Origin of the sequence: Cellulomonas flavigena DSM 20109 (genome assembly GCF_000092865.1) — a bacterium.
GTDB classification, from domain to species: domain Bacteria; phylum Actinomycetota; class Actinomycetes; order Actinomycetales; family Cellulomonadaceae; genus Cellulomonas; species Cellulomonas flavigena.
Map to the genome: position 1 here is coordinate 1,997,082 of NC_014151.1, position 19,254 is coordinate 2,016,335.

Annotated in this window: 18 protein-coding genes; 15 read left to right on the forward strand and 3 right to left on the reverse strand. The window is 74.0% G+C overall.

The genetic code is table 11. The annotated features are described in order from the left end of the window. The first annotated feature begins 37 nt into the window (after window positions 1-37). The 11 genes from CFLA_RS09060 (at window position 38) to CFLA_RS09110 (ending at window position 11,749) form a co-directional block, all read left to right on the forward strand. Entirely contained in the window at window positions 38-1,252 is a 1,215-nt protein-coding gene (locus CFLA_RS09060) for a pyridoxal phosphate-dependent aminotransferase (protein WP_013117022.1), read from the forward strand. Window positions 1,253-1,269: 17 nt separating this feature from the next. After that, window positions 1,270-1,881 (forward strand): pyridoxal 5'-phosphate synthase glutaminase subunit PdxT, encoded by a 612-nt coding sequence (gene pdxT / locus CFLA_RS09065; protein ID WP_013117023.1) that lies wholly within the window; start codon window positions 1,270-1,272, stop codon window positions 1,879-1,881. Between the two features lie 93 nt (window positions 1,882-1,974). Further along, on the forward strand, window positions 1,975-2,730 hold the full coding sequence (locus tag CFLA_RS09070) for a YebC/PmpR family DNA-binding transcriptional regulator (RefSeq protein ID WP_013117024.1): 756 nt from the start codon (window positions 1,975-1,977) through the stop codon (window positions 2,728-2,730). Window positions 2,731-2,800: 70 nt separating this feature from the next. Then, a complete protein-coding gene (gene ruvC, locus CFLA_RS09075; protein WP_013117025.1) occupies window positions 2,801-3,367 on the forward strand; it encodes a crossover junction endodeoxyribonuclease RuvC in 567 nt (188 codons plus the stop codon). Between the two features lie 70 nt (window positions 3,368-3,437). Then, window positions 3,438-4,046, forward strand: a complete 609-nt coding sequence (gene ruvA / locus CFLA_RS09080) for a Holliday junction branch migration protein RuvA (protein ID WP_013117026.1) — start codon at window positions 3,438-3,440, stop codon at window positions 4,044-4,046. A 43-nt stretch (window positions 4,047-4,089) separates the two neighbouring features. After that, window positions 4,090-5,118 carry a Holliday junction branch migration DNA helicase RuvB gene (gene ruvB / locus CFLA_RS09085; protein ID WP_085955066.1) on the forward strand — a complete coding sequence of 343 codons (1,029 nt, stop codon included), beginning with the start codon at window positions 4,090-4,092 and terminating at the stop codon, window positions 5,116-5,118. Window positions 5,119-5,249: 131 nt separating this feature from the next. After that, window positions 5,250-5,636: a preprotein translocase subunit YajC gene (yajC, locus tag CFLA_RS09090; RefSeq protein ID WP_013117028.1), complete on the forward strand. Its 387-nt coding sequence runs from the start codon at window positions 5,250-5,252 to the stop codon at window positions 5,634-5,636. Window positions 5,637-5,719: 83 nt separating this feature from the next. Next, on the forward strand, window positions 5,720-7,597 hold the full coding sequence (gene secD, locus CFLA_RS09095; protein WP_148234323.1) for a protein translocase subunit SecD: 1,878 nt from the start codon (window positions 5,720-5,722) through the stop codon (window positions 7,595-7,597). Further along, window positions 7,597-8,679 carry a protein translocase subunit SecF gene (gene secF, locus CFLA_RS09100; protein WP_013117030.1) on the forward strand — a complete coding sequence of 361 codons (1,083 nt, stop codon included), beginning with the start codon at window positions 7,597-7,599 and terminating at the stop codon, window positions 8,677-8,679. The genes secD and secF overlap by 1 nt, the downstream gene beginning before the upstream one ends. Continuing rightward, complete coding sequence (locus CFLA_RS09105; protein WP_013117031.1) at window positions 8,676-9,254, forward strand: adenine phosphoribosyltransferase; 579 nt, start codon at window positions 8,676-8,678, stop codon at window positions 9,252-9,254. The genes secF and CFLA_RS09105 overlap by 4 nt, the downstream gene beginning before the upstream one ends. A gap of 107 nt (window positions 9,255-9,361) precedes the next feature. Beyond that, entirely contained in the window at window positions 9,362-11,749 is a 2,388-nt protein-coding gene (locus CFLA_RS09110; RefSeq protein WP_013117032.1) for a RelA/SpoT family protein, read from the forward strand. A gap of 51 nt (window positions 11,750-11,800) precedes the next feature. Here the strand turns inward: CFLA_RS09110 and CFLA_RS19005 are convergent, their stop codons facing one another. From CFLA_RS19005 to CFLA_RS09125, 3 genes are all read right to left on the reverse strand, one after another. Beyond that, on the reverse strand, window positions 11,801-12,469 hold the full coding sequence (locus tag CFLA_RS19005; RefSeq protein ID WP_148234324.1) for a hypothetical protein: 669 nt from the start codon (window positions 12,467-12,469) through the stop codon (window positions 11,801-11,803). A gap of 67 nt (window positions 12,470-12,536) precedes the next feature. Beyond that, complete coding sequence (locus CFLA_RS09120) at window positions 12,537-14,246, reverse strand: DUF349 domain-containing protein (protein WP_013117034.1); 1,710 nt, start codon at window positions 14,244-14,246, stop codon at window positions 12,537-12,539. Continuing rightward, window positions 14,243-15,022, reverse strand: coding sequence for a peptidylprolyl isomerase (locus CFLA_RS09125; RefSeq protein WP_013117035.1), 780 nt, complete (start codon window positions 15,020-15,022; stop codon window positions 14,243-14,245). The genes CFLA_RS09120 and CFLA_RS09125 overlap by 4 nt, the downstream gene beginning before the upstream one ends. Window positions 15,023-15,234: 212 nt before the next feature. Between CFLA_RS09125 and CFLA_RS09130 the strand changes: the two genes are divergently transcribed. The 4 genes from CFLA_RS09130 (at window position 15,235) to CFLA_RS09145 (ending at window position 19,199) form a co-directional block, all read left to right on the forward strand. Beyond that, the gene (locus CFLA_RS09130; RefSeq protein ID WP_013117036.1) at window positions 15,235-15,951 is read left to right on the forward strand and encodes an MBL fold metallo-hydrolase; all 717 of its coding nucleotides are present in this window, start codon (window positions 15,235-15,237) and stop codon (window positions 15,949-15,951) included. Between the two features lie 84 nt (window positions 15,952-16,035). Next, window positions 16,036-17,427: a histidine--tRNA ligase gene (hisS, locus tag CFLA_RS09135; protein WP_013117037.1), complete on the forward strand. Its 1,392-nt coding sequence runs from the start codon at window positions 16,036-16,038 to the stop codon at window positions 17,425-17,427. 67 nt (window positions 17,428-17,494) lie between these two features. Beyond that, window positions 17,495-18,130, forward strand: a complete 636-nt coding sequence (locus CFLA_RS09140) for a hypothetical protein (RefSeq protein WP_013117038.1) — start codon at window positions 17,495-17,497, stop codon at window positions 18,128-18,130. Window positions 18,131-18,161: 31 nt separating this feature from the next. Beyond that, on the forward strand, window positions 18,162-19,199 hold the full coding sequence (locus CFLA_RS09145) for an Rv2578c family radical SAM protein (protein ID WP_013117039.1): 1,038 nt from the start codon (window positions 18,162-18,164) through the stop codon (window positions 19,197-19,199). Window positions 19,200-19,254 lie beyond the last annotated feature (55 nt).

Genomic DNA, 19,254 nt, shown 5'->3' on the forward strand with positions numbered 1-19,254 from the left:
AACATCCCGGTGACCTGCCCCCGCTACCGTCCGCGGCATGCCGTTCCCCGCCGCCTCCTCACCCGCCGCGCGCGTCCCGCGCTCCGGCATCCGCACCCTCATGGAGCTCGCGCTCGCCGATCCCCGGGCGATCCACCTCGAGATCGGGGAGCCCGACAGCGGGCCCGCGCCGCACGTCGTCGACGCGGTCGCCGCCGCCGCCCGCACCGGCCGTACCGGCTACACCTCGAGCCTCGGGTCCCTCGATCTGCGCGAGGTCGTGGCCGCCCGCGTCTCCCGGACGCACGCACGTGCCACCCGCCCGGACGAGGTCGTCGTCACGCACGGCGCCATGCACGGACTGGCGATGACGATGAGCGCCCTGCTCGCACCCGGCGACGAGGTCCTCCTGCCCGACCCCGTCTTCCCGAACTGGCAGATGGCCGCGATCGCCGCCGGTGCGGTGCCGCGCACGTACGCCGCACGCGCCTCGGCCGGGTTCGTGCCGGACCCCGAGGAGGTCGCGGCGAGCGTGACCCCGCGCACGCGCGCGCTCGTCGTGTGCTCGCCGAACAACCCCACCGGCGCCGTCTACCCCGCGCACGTCGTCGCCGGGCTCCTCGAGGTCGCCCGACGCCACGACCTGTGGGTGCTGTCCGACGAGTGCTACGCGTCGATCACGTTCGGCGCACCGCACGTCAGCCCGCTGACGCTGGACACCGACGGTCGCGTCCTGGCGTTCTTCAGCGCCTCGAAGACGTACGCGCTCACCGGCTGGCGCACCGGCTGGGCCGTCGTCCCGTCCCCCGAGGTCGTCGAGACGCTCGGCCAGCTCGCGGAGGCGACGGTCGCGTGCCCGTCGGCACCGGGTCAGCTCGCGGCCCTCGCGGCGCTCACCGGCCCGCAGGACGACGTCGCCCAGGCGGTCGCGCGCTATCGCGAGCGACGCGACCTCGCGTGCGCGCGGCTCGCCCGGCGCGGCCTGCGGCACGTCGTCCCGCAGGGCGCCTTCTACCTCATGGTGGACGTCGAGGCACAGGACACGGACGCGTTCGCGCGACGGCTCCTGGAACGCCGGCACGTGGCGGTCGCCCCGGGGTCGACCTTCGGCGCGCAGGCCCGGGGCATGGTGCGCGTATCGCTCGCCGCCCCGCGCGACGACCTCCTCGAGGGTCTGGCGCGACTCGCGGACGAGGTCGCGGGACGGCGGGACGAGCAGGCCGGTGGGCTCGTCGGTGGGGGGCGGACCGTGGACGTCGCCGCCTCCGCCTGACCCTAGGATCGACGACCGTGAACCCGACGATCGGAGTCCTGGCCCTGCAGGGCGACGTGCGCGAGCACGTCGCGGTCCTGCGCTCGCTCGGCGTCGGCGCCGTCGGCGTGCGGCGCCGCACCGAGCTCGACGCCGTCGACGCGCTCGTCCTTCCCGGCGGGGAGTCCACCACGATCGACAAGCTGCTGCGCGCGTTCGAGCTGGACGGTCCCGTGCGCGAGCGGCTGCGCGCGGGCATGCCGGCCTACGGCTCGTGCGCGGGGATGATCCTCCTCGCGGACCGCATCATCGGCGGCATCGACGGGCAGCGCACCCTCGGCGGCGTCGACATCACGGTGCGGCGCAACGCGTTCGGGCGGCAGGTGGACTCGTTCGAGACCGACCTGGTGATCGACGGCGTGGACGACAGTGCCGAACGGCCCGTCCACGCCGTGTTCATCCGGGCGCCGTGGGTCGAGGAGGTCGGCCCTGCGGCGACGGTGCTGGGACGCGTCGAGGACGGTCCGGCCGCCGGTAGGATCGTCGCGGTGCGCCAGGGCCCGCTGCTCGTGACCTCGTTCCACCCGGAGGTGACCGGGGACCCGCGGGTGCACCGACTGTTCGTGCAGATCGTCCGCGACAGCCTGTGACGTCGCGGCGCCTCCTGCGGCGTCCTGGTGTCCGGACGCCCGGCGTGGGGGAGCGACGCGGGCGGACCAGCGGAGACGAAGGGGTAACGAGTCATGTCGGGTCACTCCAAGTGGGCCACCACCAAGCACAAGAAGGCCGTCATCGACGCGAAGCGCGGCAAGCTCTTCGCCAAGCTGATCAAGAACATCGAGGTCGCCGCCCGCACGGGTGGCGGTGACCCCGCCGGCAACCCGACGCTCTTCGACGCCATCCAGAAGGCGAAGAAGTCGTCAGTGCCGAACGACAACATCGACCGTGCGGTCAAGCGCGGCTCCGGCCAGGAGGCCGGCGGCGCCGACTACCAGACGATCATGTACGAGGGCTACGGGCCCGGCGGCGTCGCCGTGCTGGTCGAGTGCCTCACCGACAACCGCAACCGCGCCGCCTCCGACGTGCGCGTCGCGTTCACGCGCAACGGCGGCCAGATGGCCGACCCCGGCTCGGTGTCGTACATCTTCAGCCGCAAGGGCGTCGTCATCGTCCCCAAGGAGGGCACCGACGAGGACGCGGTCATGGAGGCCGTGCTCGAGGCCGGCGGCGAGGAGGTCACCGACCTCGGCGAGCAGTTCGAGGTGCTGAGCGAGGCGACCGACCTCGTGCCCGTGCGCACGGCGCTGCAGGAGGCCGGGATCGAGTACGACTCCGCCGACGTCGTGTTCTGGCCCGCCACCCAGATCGAGGTCGACGCCGAGGGGGCGCGCAAGATCCTGCGCCTGATCGACGCGCTCGAGGACTCCGACGACGTGCAGAACGTCTACGCGAACTTCGACGCGTCCGACGAGGTGATGGCCGAGCTCGACGCCGAGTGACGTCGCGCGGGTCCCGCCGCACCGGTGTGGCGGGACCCGTCGCACGGTCGGTGCCTGCGACCATGGGGTCGTGCGCGTGCTCGGAGTGGATCCCGGCCTGACCCGCTGCGGCCTGGGGGTCGTCGACGGGCTGCCCGGACGCCGCGCGCGACTCGTGCACGTGTCGGTCGCCCGTTCCGAGCCAGGGCTCGACGTCGACCAGCGACTGCTGCTCATCGAGCGCGCCCTCGAGGAGTGCCTCGAGGAGCACGCGCCCGACGCCGTCGCCGTCGAGCGCGTCTTCGCGCAGCACAACGTCAGCACGGTCATGGGCACCGCCCAGGTGGCCGGGCTGGCGATGGTCGCAGCGGCCCGGCGGCGCGTGCCGGTCGCGCTGCACACGCCGAGCGAGGTCAAGGCCGCGGTCACGGGCTCGGGGCGCGCCGACAAGGCGCAGGTCCAGACGATGGTGGCGCGGCTGCTCGGGCTGGCCGACCTGCCGCGTCCCGCCGACGCCGCCGATGCGCTCGCCCTGGCGATCTGTCACCTGTGGCGGCCCGCGGGAGCGCTCGGTGCGCCCCAGCGGGAGCCCGGCGCCCTGACCACCGCGCAGCGGCAGTGGGCGGCGGCCGAGCAGGCCGCCCGACGTCGCGCGTGACGCGTGTCGTTCGTACACCTGTTCGCCTCGTGTGGCACAGTGTGGGCGTCGACGACGGGAGGAGCGCACGGTGATCGCGTCGGTACACGGGACGGTGCTGGCGGTACGGCTGGACTCGGCCGTCCTCGAGGTCGGGGGAGTGGGTCTGCTGGTGCAGGCGACGCCGGCGACGCTCGCGGGGCTGCGGGTCGGGCAGCCGGGCCGGCTGTCGACCTCGCTCGTCGTCCGGGAGGACGCCCTCACGCTCTTCGGCTTCGCCGACGACGACGAGCGCGACGTGTTCGAGACCGTGCAGACGGTCTCGGGCGTCGGTCCGCGCCTCGCGCTGGCGATGCTCGCCGTGCACACGCCGGACGGCCTGCGACGCGCTGTCGCACAGGAGGACATCGCCGCGCTGATGCGTGTGCCGGGCATCGGACGCAAGGGCGCGCAGCGCATCGTGCTCGAGCTCGGCGAGCGGCTCGGCGCACCCGACCCGACCGGCGGGACCCCCGCCGCACCGTCGGCGGACCACCGCGAGCAGGTGGTCGAGGCGCTCGTCGGGCTCGGGTGGCCGCTGCGCGCCGCGCAGGACGCCGTGGCCTCCGTCCTCGACGGATCGGCGGTGCCCGTCGGCGCCGGGGAGGTCCCCGGCGTGCTGCGCGCGGCCCTGCGGACCCTGGGCAGCGCGCGTGCGTGAGCCGGGCGCGCCGCGCGTGGAGGTCGGCGACGGCGAGGACCTCGTGCCCGACGGCGCGGAGTCGCTCGTGCGGGCGGCGGCCGACGAGCCCGAGCGCGCCGCCGAGGCCGCGCTGCGGCCGCGACGGCTCGAGGAGTTCGTCGGGCAGCGGGTCGTGCGAGACCAGCTCTCGCTGGTGCTGCAGGCGGCGCTCGGGCGTGGCCGGGCGCCGGACCACGTGCTGCTCTCGGGTCCGCCCGGCCTGGGCAAGACGACGCTCGCCATGATCATCGCGGCCGAGCTGGGTGCGTCCCTGCGGGTGACGAGCGGCCCCGCGATCCAGCACGCCGGCGACCTCGCGGCCGTGCTGTCCTCCCTCGAGGAGGGCGAGGTGCTCTTCATCGACGAGATCCACCGGCTCGCACGCCCCGCCGAGGAGCTGCTCTACGTCGCGATGGAGGACTTCCGCGTCGACGTGGTCGTCGGCAAGGGCGCGGGCGCGAGCGCGATCCCGCTGTCGCTGCCCCCGTTCACGGTCGTCGGTGCGACGACCCGTGCCGGCCTGCTCCCCGCGCCGCTGCGTGACCGGTTCGGGTTCACGGGCCATCTCGACTTCTACGCGGACGACGAGCTCGAGCGTGTGCTCGTGCGCTCGGCCGGGCTGCTCGACGTCCCGCTCGAGGCCGCCGCCGCCGCCGAGATCGCGTCGCGTTCCCGGGGCACGCCCCGCATCGCCAACCGGCTGCTGCGTCGCGTGCGGGACTGGGCGCAGGTCCGGGGCGACGGCACGCTCTCGCTGGCTGCCGCGCGCTCCGCGCTCGACGTCTACGAGGTCGACGTGCGCGGGCTGGACCGCCTCGACCGCGCGGTGCTCGACGCGCTGTGCCGGCGGTTCGGTGGGGGACCGGTGGGGCTGACGACGCTCGCGGTCGCCGTGGGCGAGGAGCCCGAGACCGTCGAGACGGTCGCCGAGCCGTTCCTCGTGCGCGAGGGCCTCGTGGGCCGCACGGCACGAGGACGCGTCGCGCTGCCACCTGCGTGGGAGCACCTCGGGCTGCCGGTGCCGGCAGGCTCGGACACCCTCTTCGGCTGACCCGCAGGGCACGGGCCGCACGTTCGATCGGTCGCTGCGGGAACCGTCCGGGACCCACGTGCGTTGGAGCGACGGGCCGCGGCGCCTAGACTGCGGCCGACGTCCGAGACGATACGGAGCACCACCACCTCATGGACTACTCGTTCCTGGTCATCATGCTGCTCGCCTTCGCGGGTCTGTGGTTCATGTCGAGCCGCTCCCGCAAGGTCCAGCGCGAGGCCGCGGACTTCCGCGCCAACCTCGCGATCGGTGACGAGGTCATGACCGGTTCCGGCCTGTTCGGCACGGTGACCGCGATCGACGGTGACGTGGTGACGCTCGAGTCGACGCCCGGGAGCTCGACCCGCTGGCTGCGCGCGGCGATCGCCCGCAAGGCCGACCCGGTCGTCGTCGCCGACGGACCGGACGACGACGAGGCCGTCGTCGAGGACGAGCCGGTCGTCGACGTCCCGGACGACCTGTCCTCCCTGCCGCCGGAGCCGCCGGCGCGCCCCGACGAGGACCGCGACACCAAGTGACCCACTGGTCCGGGCGACGACGCCCGGACCCCGACCCCACCGGTCGTGTCCTGCGACCGGTGCGCGCACGAGAGAAGACTCCGTTGGCTCCTCCTCCCCGCCGCCGTGAACGGCCGGTCCGCACGCTCGTCACGCTCGCGGTGCTGACCGTCGCCCTGTTCGCGTCGATCTTCGCCGGCACCCGATGGGGCGACGCGTCGCTGACGCCGAACCTCGCGCTCGACCTCGAGGGCGGGACGCAGATCATCCTGCGCCCCGTGGCCGAAGCCGAGGGCAGGGTCACCTCGGAGACGATCGACCAGGCCATCGCGGTGATCCGGCAGCGCGTCGACGCTTCGGGCGTCGCCGAGGCCGAGATCACCAGCCAGGGCGGCAACCGGATCGTGGTCGGCCTGCCCGGCCGGCCCAGCGAGGAGACGCTCGACCTCGTCCGCACGTCCGCGCAGATGGAGTTCCGCCCGGTGCTGGTGATGGGCGCCGCGACGCCGACGACGCCCGCCGAGGACGAGCCCGCGGCCGAGGACGGTGCGCAGGACCCGGCGGTCGAGGACGGTGCCGAGGACGCAGCTGCCGCCGAGGACGCAGCTGCCGCCGAGGACGCCGCGGCCGAAGAGCCGCCGTCGGACGAGCCCGGCAAGGCGTCGCCGGACAGCCCGAGCGACGTCGCGTACTACGTGACGCCCGCTGTCCAGGCGGAGTTCGACGCGCTCGACTGCACCCTCCCGGAGAACCGCACGGGTGGCGTGCCCGGCGACCCGGAGAAGGCCGTGGTCGCGTGCGACCTCGAGGGCCTGTCCAAGTTCATCCTCGGCCCGGTCGAGATCCCCGGTTCCGAGATCGCGACGGCGACCTCCGGACTGGGCACCACGCAGACCGGCGCGTCGACGGGCCAGTGGGTCGTCAACCTGGAGTTCACGAGCAAGGGCACGCCGAGGTTCACCGAGGTCACAACGCGCCTCGCGACGTCGACCCCGCCGCTCAACCAGTTCGCGGTGGTCCTCGACGCCCTCGTCATCTCGGCGCCGTCCGTCAACGAGGTGATCCCCAACGGACAGGCGCAGATCTCCGGCTCGTTCACGCGGGAGACCGCCGCGACGCTCGCCAACCAGCTGAACTTCGGCTCGCTGCCGATCAGCTTCGAGGAGCAGAGCGTCGAGCAGATCTCCGCGACCCTCGGCTCCGAGCAGCTCGAGAAGGGCCTCATCGCCGGTGTCTTCGGCCTGCTGCTCGTCGTCGTCTACTCGCTCTTCCAGTACCGCACGCTCGGTCTGGTGACCGTCGCGTCGCTGCTGGTCGCCGCTGTGGTGACCTACGGCATCATCGCGCTGCTGTCGTGGGTGCAGGGCTACCGGCTCTCGCTGCCCGGCGTCGCGGGCATCATCGTCGCGATCGGCATCACCGCCGACTCGTTCATCGTGTACTTCGAACGCATCCGCGACGAGCTGCGCGACGGCAGGACGCTGGGGGCTGCGATCGAGAAGGGCTGGGAGCGCGCCCGGCGCACGATCCTGGCGTCCGACGCGGTCAACTTCACCGCCGCCATCGTGCTGTACCTGCTGGCGGTCGGCGGCGTGCGCGGCTTCGCGTTCACGCTGGGTCTGACGACGCTCGTCGACCTGCTCGTGGTGTTCATGTTCACGCACCCGCTGATGGTCCTGCTCGGCCGGACGCGGTTCTTCGCGAACGGCCACCCCGCCTCGGGCCTCGACCCGCGCCGTCTCGGTGTCGACGTGCCCCACTACGCAGGCCGCGGGCGCGTGCGCCAGCCCGAGACCCAGGGCGGCTCGAGCACGACGCGCCAGCCCGTCACCGTCGGCGCGCCCGGTGCCTCCGGGCAGACGATCGCCGAGCGCCGTGCCGCCGCACGGGCGGCCCAGGCCGCCGCCGCACCGCCGCACGACCCACCCACGACTGTCGACGACGCGCCCACCGACGGCCGTCCCGAGGGGAGCGACCGCTGATGGCCACCGGATTCGCCCAGTGGGGCAACGACCTCTACTCCGGTCGTCGCTCGTACGACATCGTCGGACGCCGACGCACCTGGTACGTCATCACGGCCGCGCTCGTGGCGATCTCGGGCGTGCTGCTCATCACGCCCGGGCTGAACCCCGGCATCGAGTTCCGCGGCGGCTCGGAGTTCGTCGTCTCGGGCGTCGAGACGAGCGACCAGCAGCTCGCTACCGACACGGTCCTGGCGGTCGCGCCGCAGGAGGTGCCGCGCGTCACCACCGTCGGCGGCTCGTCGCTGCGGATCCAGACCGCCGAGCTCACCAGCGACGAGGTCACGGAGGTCACGAACGGCCTCATCGCCGCCTTCGACGTCAGCGAGGACCAGGTCACGAGCACGTTCATCGGCCCGACCTGGGGCCGGGACGTCTCGCAGAAGGCCGTGACCGGCCTCGTCGTCTTCCTGCTGTTCGTCTCGCTCGTCATGACGGTCTACTTCCGCAACTGGCGGATGGCGGCCGCCGCGATGCTCGCGCTGTTCCACGACCTGATCCTCACGGTCGGCATCTACGCCGCGGTCGGGTGGGAGGTCACGCCCGCGACGGTCATCGGGTTCCTCACGATCCTGGGGTACTCGATCTACGACACCGTCGTCGTCTTCGACAAGGTGCGCGAGAACACCGTGGACACCCTGGACCAGACGCGCTTCACGTACGCGGAGAAGGCGAACCTCGCGGTCAACCAGACGCTCGTGCGGTCGATCAACACGTCGGTCGTGGCGTTGCTGCCCGTGGCCTCGATCCTCGTGATCGGTGCGTTCATCCTCGGTGCCGGGACGCTGCGCGACATCGCGCTCGCGCTCTTCGTCGGCATGTTCGTCGGCACGTTCTCCTCGATCTTCCTCGCGACGCCGCTCGAGGTGACGCTCCGGGAGCGCGAGGCGCGCGTGAAGGCGCACACCACCAAGGTGCTCGCTGCTCGCACGGGGACGGTCGTCGACGGCGAGCCGGTCGCGGCCGCGCCGCGCGCGGTCGCCGCGCTGCGCCCCGGTAGCCACCAGGGCACGGCCGCCCAGCCCAAGCGCAAGGGCCGGTGAACGGGCTCGTGGACGGGCCGGGCGTCACGCCCGGCCCGTCGTCCGACCGCGACGAGCTCGCCGCCCTGGTCGACGGCCTGCTGCGCACGGTGCCGGACTTCCCCGAGCCGGGTGTCCAGTTCCGCGACATCATGCCGCTGCTCGCCGACGCCGACGCGTTCGCGCGCGTCGTGGCGGCGTTCGCGGACCACGCCCACGGACCGGTCGACCTCGTGGCGGGCATGGAGGCGCGTGGCTTCCTGCTGGCGAGCCCGGTGGCCACGGCCCTCGGCGCCGGCGTGGTGCCGGTGCGCAAGGCCGGCAAGCTTCCCGGCCCGGTGGTGTCCCAGTCGTATGCGCTCGAGTACGGCTCGGCCGCCGTCGAGGTGCAGCCGTTCACGATCCCCGACGGTGCCCGCGTGCTCGTCATCGACGACGTGCTGGCGACCGGGGGGACGGCGGCGGCGACCGTGGAGCTCCTGGAGTCGTGCGGCGCCACGGTCGTCGGACTGAGCTTCCTCGTGGAGCTCCAGGCGCTCGGGGGGCGGGCGCTGCTGCCTGGCCGGCACGTCGACACGCTGCTCACGCTGCCCTGACCAGCGGACGTCCTGGGCGTGCGCGCCTCGCCGGAGGCCACCGCGATGTCGGTCGCGCCGTGGTGCGGACGTAGACTCGTCCGTACCACGGGAGGGGGTGCGGGACGATGACCGAGAAGCTCGAGTCCGGAACGGACACGTCGGCGACCGTCGTGCCCGTACCTGCGGCCGCCGAGGTCGCGACGCCCGGCACGGGTGTCGCCGCCTCGTCCGAGCCCGAGGCGTCCACCGCGGCGACGAGCCGCGTGCGTGCCCGCCTCGCACGGCTGTCGGGACGCTCGGCGCCCGCGTACCCGGCCCTCGAGCCGGTGCTGCAGGCTGTGCGGACCAACCACCCCAAGGCCGACCTGTCGGTGATCGAGCAGGCCTACGTCGTCGCGGAGAAGGCGCACCGCGGCCAGCTCCGCAAGAGCGGCGACCCGTACATCACGCACCCCGTGGCCGTCGCCACGATCCTCGCCGAGCTCGGCATGACGCCCTCCACGCTCGTCGCGGCCCTCCTGCACGACACGGTCGAGGACACCGACTACTCGCTCGATCAGCTCCGTCGCGACTTCGGGCCCGAGGTCGCCATGCTCGTCGACGGCGTGACCAAGCTCGACAAGGTCGCCTACGGCGACGCCGCCCAGTCCGAGACCGTCCGCAAGATGGTCGTCGCGATGTCCCGCGACATCCGGGTGCTCGTCATCAAGCTGACCGACCGGTTGCACAACGCCCGGACCTGGAAGTTCGTCTCGCAGGCGTCGGCCGAGCGCAAGGCGCGCGAGACCCTCGAGATCTACGCCCCGCTCGCGCACCGCCTCGGCATGAACACGATCAAGTGGGAGCTCGAGGACCTCTCGTTCGCGACGCTCTACCCGAAGGTCTACGACGAGATCGTGCACCTCGTCGCCGAGCGGGCGCCCGCGCGCGAGGAGTACCTCGCCACGGTGCGCGAGCAGGTCGGGGCGGACCTGCGTACCGCGAAGATCAAGGCGTCGGTCACGGGCCGGCCCAAGCACTACTACTCGATCTACCAGAAGATGATCGTCCGGGGCCGCGACTTCACGGACATCTACGACCTGGTGGGCGTGCGCGTCCTGGTCGACACGGTTCGTGACTGCTACGCGGCGCTCGGCGCTCTGCACGCGCGGTGGAACCCGGTCCCCGGCCGGTTCAAGGACTACATCGCGATGCCCAAGTTCAACCTCTACCAGTCGCTGCACACCACGGTCATCGGTCCCGGCGGCAAGCCGGTCGAGATCCAGATCCGCACGCACGACATGCACCGGCGTGCGGAGTACGGCGTCGCGGCGCACTGGAAGTACAAGGAGTCGGCCAAGGGCAACGGCCCGCAGGACGCCGCCGGGAACGACATGACGTGGCTGCGTCAGCTCGTCGACTGGCAGCGCGAGACGGCCGACCCCGCGGAGTTCCTCGACCTGCTGCGCGACGAGATCGCCGGCGCCGAGGTCTACGTGTTCACGCCCAAGGGCGACGTGCAGGCGCTGCCCGCCGGGTCCACCCCGGTGGACTTCGCGTACGCGGTGCACACCGAGGTGGGCCACCGCACGATGGGCGCACGCGTCAACGGGCGCCTCGTGCCGCTGGACTCCACGCTCGAGAACGGCGACGTCGTCGAGGTCTTCACGTCGAAGTCCGAGACTGCCGGCCCGAGCCGTGACTGGCTGGCGTTCGTCAAGAGCCCTCGCGCGCGCAACAAGATCCGGCAGTGGTTCACCAAGGAGCGGCGCGAGGAGGCGATCGAGCACGGCAAGGACGCCATCGCCAAGGCGATGCGCAAGCAGAACCTGCCGATCCAGCGGCTGATGTCGCACGAGGCCCTGATGGCGCTCGCGCACGAGATGCGTTTCGCGGACGTGTCCGCCCTGTACGCGGCGGTGGGCGAGGGGCAGGTGTCGGCGGCGAACGTCGTCCAGCGGCTCGTGCACTCGCTGGGCGGCGAGCCGGCCCAGGAGGAGGACCTCGCCGAGACCACGCGTCCCGGGGCCAGCTCGCGACGTGTGCGCACGGGCGACCCGGGCGTGGTGGTCAAGGGCGTCGACGACGTGTGGGTCAAGCTCGCGAAGTGCTGCACGCCCGTACCGGGCGACGACATCGTGGGTTTCGTGACGCGCGGCGCGGGAGTCTCCGTCCACCGTGCCGACTGCCTCAACGTCGATGGCCTGCGACGCCAGCCCGAGCGCATCGTCGACGTCGAGTGGACGCACACCAGCTCGCAGCTGTTCCTCGTGCAGGTGCAGGTCGAGGCGGTCGACCGCAGTCGCCTGCTGTCGGACGTCACGCGGGTCCTGTCGGACCACCACGTGAACATCCTGTCGGCATCGGTCTCCACGTCACGCGACCGGGTGGCGCTGTCGCGGTTCGTCTTCGAGATGGCCGAGCCGTCGCACCTCGCGTCGGTGCTCAGTGCCGTGCGCAAGGTCGAGGGCGTCTTCGACGTGTACCGCATCACCGGCTCGCGCGGCACCGAGGAGCCCGCGGTCCGCGCCTGACGCCCTGCGCGACCTTCCGCACGTCGCGTCGGCGGCTGTCGGGTGCCGTGCTCACCCGGACACGTCGCCGTGCTCGCCGGTCGTTCCCGGGAGTCCGACCTGTCCCAGGGCGACGCGGGCGGCGCGCAGCCCGCGGCCGCCGCTGTGCGACTCGAGCCGCCGCAGCGCCACCGTGGGGTCCAGGCCGCACGGCAGCAGCGACCGCAGCACGCGGACCGCCGTGGCTGTCGGCACCCAGCGCGCGACGTCCACGGCGGTGGCCGTGACCGTGGTGACGAGGACACCGCCGTGCGTCTCCAGGTCATCGTCGGCGAGCTCGGCCTCGGCCGTGGTGCGGTCCGGGTGCGGGGCCGGGCGACGTGCGCCCGAGCGCACGAGGACCGTCACCCGAGCCGGTGGCGGGCCACCTGCGTGGACCCAGGCGGCTGCCAGGCGTCCGACGGCGCCGCGTCGCGGGACGAGCGCCGCGAAGGCGGCGGCCCGTACCGCGGCGTCCTCCGGCACGCCGGCAACGCGTGCCGTGTCGCGCCACAGCGGCACCAGTGCGCCGTCGAGGTGCAGACCCGTCCACGTCCACGGCGGGACCTCGTCACGACGGACGACCGGACCAGGTGCTGCGGCGGGAGGCGGGCGCAGGCGACGCAGCGCCACAGGCACGGTCGCCGGAGCGTCGGCGGTGCGCGCGGCGGCGGGGGTTCGAGCAGGGTCGCAGACGGTCACGAACGTCAGGATGCCCGCCCGCAGCCCCTGATCGGTGCGTGGACGGGCATCCTGTGGACGACGGACCTCAGCCGCGCGCGTCCTGCGCGGCGCGCTGGACCTGCTCGAGCCACGCGCGCCGGGCGTCGAGCGCAGCCTGCGCCTCGGCGACCCTGCGCTTGTCGCCCTTGGCCTGGGCGGCGGCCAGATCGGCCTCGAGACCCGCGATCGCCTGCTCGAGCTGAGCGGCCGCGCCCTCGGCGCGTGCTCGCGTCTCGGGGTTCGTGCGACGCCACTGCGCGGAGTCGGCCTCGCGCACGGCGCTCTCGACCGCCCGCATGCGGGCCTCGACACGCTGGACGTCGGCGCGCGGGACCTTGCCCGCGGCGTCCCAGCGGTCCTGGATCGAGCGCAGCGCCGCCTTCGCGGCACCGAGGTCGGTGATCGGCAGCAGGGCCTCCGCCTCGACGAGCAGCGCCTCCTTGACGACGAGGTTCGCGCGGAACTCCTCGTCGATCGCCTGGTTCGCGGCGTCGCGTGCCGCGAAGAACGTGTCCTGCGCCGTCCGGAACCGCGCCCAGAGCGCGTCGTCGACCTGGCGGTTCGCGCGGCCGGCCGCCTTCCAGCGGGTCATGAGGTCACGGAACGCCGCAGAGGTGCCACCCCAGTCGGTGCTCGAGGCGAGGCGCTCGGCCTCCGCGACGAGCTGCTCCTTGACGGCCTTCGCCTCGGAGTTGCGTGCCTCGAGCTCGGCGAAGAAGTGCCGCCGCTCACGGTCGAAGGTGGTGCGCGCGTGGCTGAACCGCTTCCAGAGCGACTCCTCGGTGGGTCGGTCGATGCGCGGCCCGGAGCGCTGGGCGTCCTTCCACTGGTCCAGCAGCCCGCGGAGCTGCTCACCCGCGGGCCGCCACTGGATGCGGGACGGGTCGGTCGAGGCGATCCTCTCCGCCTGCTCGACGATCGCGGTGCGGGCGGCGACGGCGGCCTCACGGGCCGCCGCGCGCTCGGCCTCCGCCTGCGCACGACGCTCTCCCGCACGGGCGCGCAGGCCCTCGAGGCGGGCGCGGAGCCCGTCGAGGTCGCCGACGGCGGCCGGCTCGGCGAGCTCCTCGGAGAGGCGCGTGAGGGTCTGGTCGATCTCCTTGACGGACAGGTCCGTCGCGGAGAGCCGGGCCTCGAAGAGCGCGACCTTCGCCTGCAGGTCCAGGAACCGGCGCACGTAGAGCGCGAGCGCCTCCGGGGCGCTCGCACCGGGGAACTGCCCGACCGCACGCTCGCCGGCGGCCTCGACGACGTGCACCGTGCCGTCCTCGTCGACGCGTCCGAAGGTCGCGGCGTGCTGGGCTGCGGCCTCCTCGTCGGGCGTGGGCACCGGGGTGACGGGCACGACGGGAGCGGCAGCGGCGGGCCGACCCGGGCGGGGGTGCGGACGCACCGACGCCGGTGAGGGACGGGGCCCGGGCCGGTCCGGGCGGGCGGGTGCCGGTGTGCCGTCCGTGGTCTCGTCGGCGGGTGTGCCGTCGGCGGTCGCGTCTGCGGTGGTCGCGTCGTCGGCGGTCGCGTCTGCGGTGGCCGCGTCGGCTTCCGGGGCGGCCTCGGCGGTCGCGTCGGTTGCCGGGGCGGCCTCGGCGGTCGCGTCGGTTGCCGGGGCGGCCTCGGTCTCCGGCGTCGGGAGCGCCTCCGGCGTCGCGTCGGGCGCGTCGGCGACGGCCTCTGCGACGGTGTCCCCGGCGTCGCCCGCGAGGGGGGGAGCCTGCTCGGCGTCGTCCGTGGACGACGTCGTCGGGTGCTCGGTCACTGGATCTCCACTCCCTCGATGGTGACGTCGGTGACCGGACGTTCGCTGCCGTCCCGGGTCCCCGCGTCAGCGATGGCCTGCACGACGTCCAGACCGGACGTCATGCGGCCGAACACGGTGTAACCACCCGCCGCGTCGGACGGGATCTGCGAGTCCTCGTAGACGAGGAAGAACTGGGAGCCCATCGACTCGCCGTCGCCGCCGATGCGGGCCATCGCGATGGTCCCCGCGGGGTAGACGTCGTCGGCCGGGGCGTTCTCGATCGGGCCCCACGAGTACCCGGGGTCGCCCATGCCGCTGGCCGTCGGGTCGCCGCACTGGAGCACGTGGATGCCGCCGGTGACGAGCCGGTGGCAGATCGTGCCGGTGAAGTACCCCTCGCGTGCGAGCGTCACGAAGTTCGCCACCGCCTGCGGAGCGGCGGAGCCGTCGAGCTCGACCTCGATGTCACCGGCGGACGTGCTGATCGTCCCGGTCCACGTGCGGTCCTCGGCGAGCGAGGGCTCGGGAACGACACCGCCGTTGCCGGTGCGGGGCGGGAACGTGGCCGCGGGCGTCGCCGCCGGGGCGCCGTCGGTCGGGGAGGCGGTCGGCCCGTCGGCGTCGCGCGTGAGGTTGACGACGGCGACGACGCTCACGCCCAGCGCGAGCACGGCCACGACGCCGAGCGCGATGACCCGCGTGCGCCGCTGGCGTGCGCGCTGCGCCTGGAGCTGGCGCGCGTGATGCTTCTCGTACCGACGGCGCTCGTACTCGCGCTCGCGCTTCGAAGACACCGCTCTCCTCGTCTCGTCGTGCCGGTGGTGTGCGGCACCGGCTCCGCCTGAGCACCTGCCGCGCCCGGTCTGCGGGGCGCGGGCAGGTGCCGAACCTCCGACAGTCTAGGCAAGGCGGAGCACTCGTCGAGCACGGTCCGCACCGGCGGGCACGGCGGGTCGCGAGGACGGCGGCCCGGTGGCGGTCCCGGGCGTCGTCTAGCGTGCGGTGCATGCACCTCCTCACGGTCGTCGCCCCGGTCTTCGCCGCCCGCTGCTCCGCCGTCGTGGCGGACGACGGTGCGTGCGTCGTGGTGGACCCCGGCGCGGGCGCCGGGGACCAGGTCCTCGCGCTCGTCACCGCCCACGGGCTGCGCCCGCAGGCGGTGCTCGTCACGCACGGGCACGCCGACCACACGTGGGACGCCCCCGCGCTCGCGCGCGAGCTCGACGTGCCGGTGCTCCTGCACGCACGCGACGCCTACCGGCTCGCCGACCCGTTCGGCACGCTCGGGGTGCTCGACCCGCGGCACGACCCCCGCGGCCCGCTGGCGCAGGCGCTCGTCGCCGCGGGCGTCGACCTGGGCTCCTGGCGGGCACCGGACCGCGTCGAGCCGTTCGGCACCCCCGGCGGTGCGCGGGACGACGACCTCGACCTCGACCTCGGCGGGGTGCGCGTCGTCGCGCGCCACGCCCCGGGCCACACGGAGGGCTCCACGCTCTACCTCGTCGAGGCGGGCGACGCCGACCCCCTGGTGCTGTCCGGCGACGTGCTGTTCGCCGGGAGCATCGGTCGCACGGACCTGCCGGGCGGCGACCCCGTCGCGATGGACGCCACGCTGCGGGAGGTCGTCGCGACGCTGCCGCGCGGCTCGCGCGTGCTGCCCGGGCACGGCCCGGCGACCGACGTCGCGACGGAGCTCGCGACCAACCCGTACCTGCCGCGTTGACGTCCGCGGCGCACCCGCTCGACCCCGCGCGCCGCGGACGGACGGCGTGCGGGCGCACGTGCCGGTTCTGGGATCATCGGACCCATGGCCCGACCCACACCTCTGTCCGGATTCCCCGAGTGGCTGCCCGACGGGCGCATCGTCGAGCAGCACGTGCTCGACGTCCTGCGCCGCACCTTCGAGCTGCACGGCTTCGCGGGCATCGAGACGCGGGCCGTCGAGCCGCTCGACCAGCTGCTGCGCAAGGGCGAGACCTCCAAGGAGGTCTACGTGCTGCGCCGGCTGCAGGAGGACCCCGAGACACCCGCGGCCCGCGGGCACCGCGAGGCCGAGAAGGGCCTCGGCCTGCACTTCGACCTCACCGTGCCGTTCGCGCGGTACGTGCTGGAGAACGCCGGTCACCTCGCGTTCCCGTTCCGCCGCTACCAGATCCAGAAGGTCTGGCGCGGCGAGCGACCCCAGGACGGCCGGTTCCGCGAGTTCGTGCAGGCCGACGTCGACGTGGTCGGGGCGGGGTCGCTGCCGTACCACTACGAGGTCGAGCTGCCGCTGGTGATGGCCGACGCGCTCGGTGCGTTGCGCGACCTCGGCGTGCCGCCCGTGCGGATCCTCGTCAACAACCGCAAGGTCGCCGAGGGGTTCTACCGCGGCCTGGGCCTCACCGACGTCGAGGCGGTCCTGCGCGGGATCGACAAGCTCGACAAGATCGGCTCCGACGCGGTCGCCGAGGTGCTCGTCGCCGAAGCCGGCGCCACGCCCGCCCAGGCCGCCGCGTGCCTCGAGCTCGCGGCGGTCAACGGCGAGGACACCGGCGTCGTCGACCGCGTGCGCGAGCTCGCCGCGCGGTACGACGCGTCGACGGACCTGCTCGAGGAGGGCCTCGGCGAGCTCGGGGCGCTGGTCGCGGCGGCCGCGGAGCGCGCGCCCGGCGTGCTGGTGGCCGACCTGAGGATCGCCCGCGGTCTCGACTACTACACCGGCTCGGTGTACGAGACGGTGCTCGTCGGGCACGAGGACCTCGGCTCGATCTGCTCCGGCGGGCGCTACGACACGCTCGCGTCCGACGGTGCGACCACCTACCCCGGCGTCGGGCTGTCCATCGGCGTCTCGCGCCTGGTCTCGCGCCTGCTGTCGGCAGGTCTGGTCCGGGCGACGCGGTCCGTCCCCACGGCCGTGCTCGTCGCGGTGACGTCCGAGGAGCGCCGCGCCGCCTCCGACGCCGTCGCCGCCGCGCTGCGCTCCCGCGGCATTCCCACCGAGGTCGCCCCGAGCGCGTCGAAGTTCGGCAAGCAGATCAGGCACGCCGACCGGCGCGGCATCCCGTACGTGTGGTTCGTCGGCGACACCTCGGACGACGGTGCGCCTGCGCAGGACGAGGTCAAGGACATCCGGACCGGCGCGCAGCAGCCTGCCGACGCGGCGACGTGGGCACCGCCGGGCGAGGACCTGCTGCCCCGCGTCGTCGCCGCGGGCTGAGCGCGGTCCCGGGCGGGCAGCACGCCCCGGCCGTGCGCCAGGGCGTGCCCGCACCTAGCGTGGCGGCGTGACCCACGCCGCCACGTCCGCCCCCGCGCCCGCCGTCGAGCTCGCGGGGCACATCGCGGGCGTCGGCACGGCCCAGGGCACGCGGCTCGTCGTCGGGCGCTGGCGGCGCTCGCCGCTGGGCGGGTTCGCCGACGTCATGGTCGAGCGTGCCGACGGCACGCGCGTGCTGCTCGCACCGCGCGACGACGTCGCGGCACTCGTCACCCGCCTCTACACCTTCGACGCCGTCCACCTCGTCGACGTGCGGGTCGTCGCCGACCGTGCCACGCGCACGTGGACCGTCGTCGGCGGCCCGCTGCACGCACGTCTCACCCTCGGTGCGCGTACGCCGCTCGGGGCGCTCCTGGGGCTCGTCCCCGCACGGCTCGTCACCGCTCGGGCGACCGCCGGGCTCGTCGACACGGTCGCCGGCCTCGTCGTGCCGGGCGTCCGGACGCGGGGCCGCGGGGCCGACGGCTCCCCGGAGGTCTACGTGCCGCGCGACCAGCACGCCGTCGTCGCGCTCGCGGCCCGCTGGGGCGGCGAGGACCTCGGACCGCTGCGGCCCGTCGACCCGCCGGTGCGATTCGGCTTCTCCTCGACGCCCGCGAACCCGGCCGTCACCGCCATCGAGGTGAGCATCGGCACGTCTTGACGCGCGATCGAACACATGTTCGAATCAGGCCGTGCGATGGGACGGCCAGAAGATCGACGCGGGGGAGGGCAGTGCCCTGCCCGGGCTCGACCTGCGCACCCTGCCCGGGCTCGTCCGCAGCGTGCGCACCCCGGACTTCGCGGGCGTCACCTTCCACGAGGTGCTGGCCCGCACCGCGCTCAACCGCGTGCCCGACGCCTCGTCGGTCCCGTTCCGCTGGACCGTGAACCCGATGCGCGGATGCCTCCACCGGTGCACGTACTGCTTCAGCCGTGGGACCCATCGGTACCTCGACCTCGACGCGGGCAGGGACTTCGACACCCAGATCGTCGTCAAGACCAACGTGGTGGAGGTGCTGCGCGCCGAGGTCTCGCGCGCGTCCTGGGCCCGCGAGCACGTCGCACTGGGCACCAACACCGACCCCTACCAGCGGGCCGAGGGCAGGTACGAGCTCATGCCGGGGATCATCGACGCGCTCGCGGGCTCCGGCACGCCGCTGTCGGTGCTGACCAAGGGCACGCTGCTGCGGCGAGACCTGCCTCTGCTCGCCGCGGCCGCGCGAGACGTGCCCGTGTCGCTGGCCGTGTCGATCGCGGTGCTCGACGACGAGCTGCAGCAGAGCCTGGAGCCCGGGACCCCGAACGCCCGCTCCCGGCTCGGGCTCGTGCGGGCCGTCCGTGACGCCGGGCTGCCCGTGCACGTGCTGGTCGCGCCCGTGCTGCCGTGGCTCACCGACTCCACCGACCACCTCGACCGGCTGCTCGGTGCGGTCGCGGCGGCCGGCGCCGACAGCGCGTCCGTCATGGGGCTGCACCTGCGCCCCGGCGCGCGCGAGTGGTTCCTCGCGTGGCTCGCGCGCGAGCGGCCCGACCTGCTGGCCGGCTACCGCCGCGTCTACCGCGGCGGCTCCTACGCGCACGAGGGGTACCGCACGTGGCTGCGCCGGCGGGTGACTCCGCTCCTGGCCCGGCACGGGCTGGAGGCGCCCGCGGCCGAGGGCGGCGGCGCGCGTCGGGGGAGAGCCGCCGGTGCGACCGCCGCGCCCCAGCTGCAGCCGAGCCTGTTCTGACCGCGCGGCCGGTCCGCCCGACGGCGTGCGGTCGACCCGCGGTATCGCGTGGGCC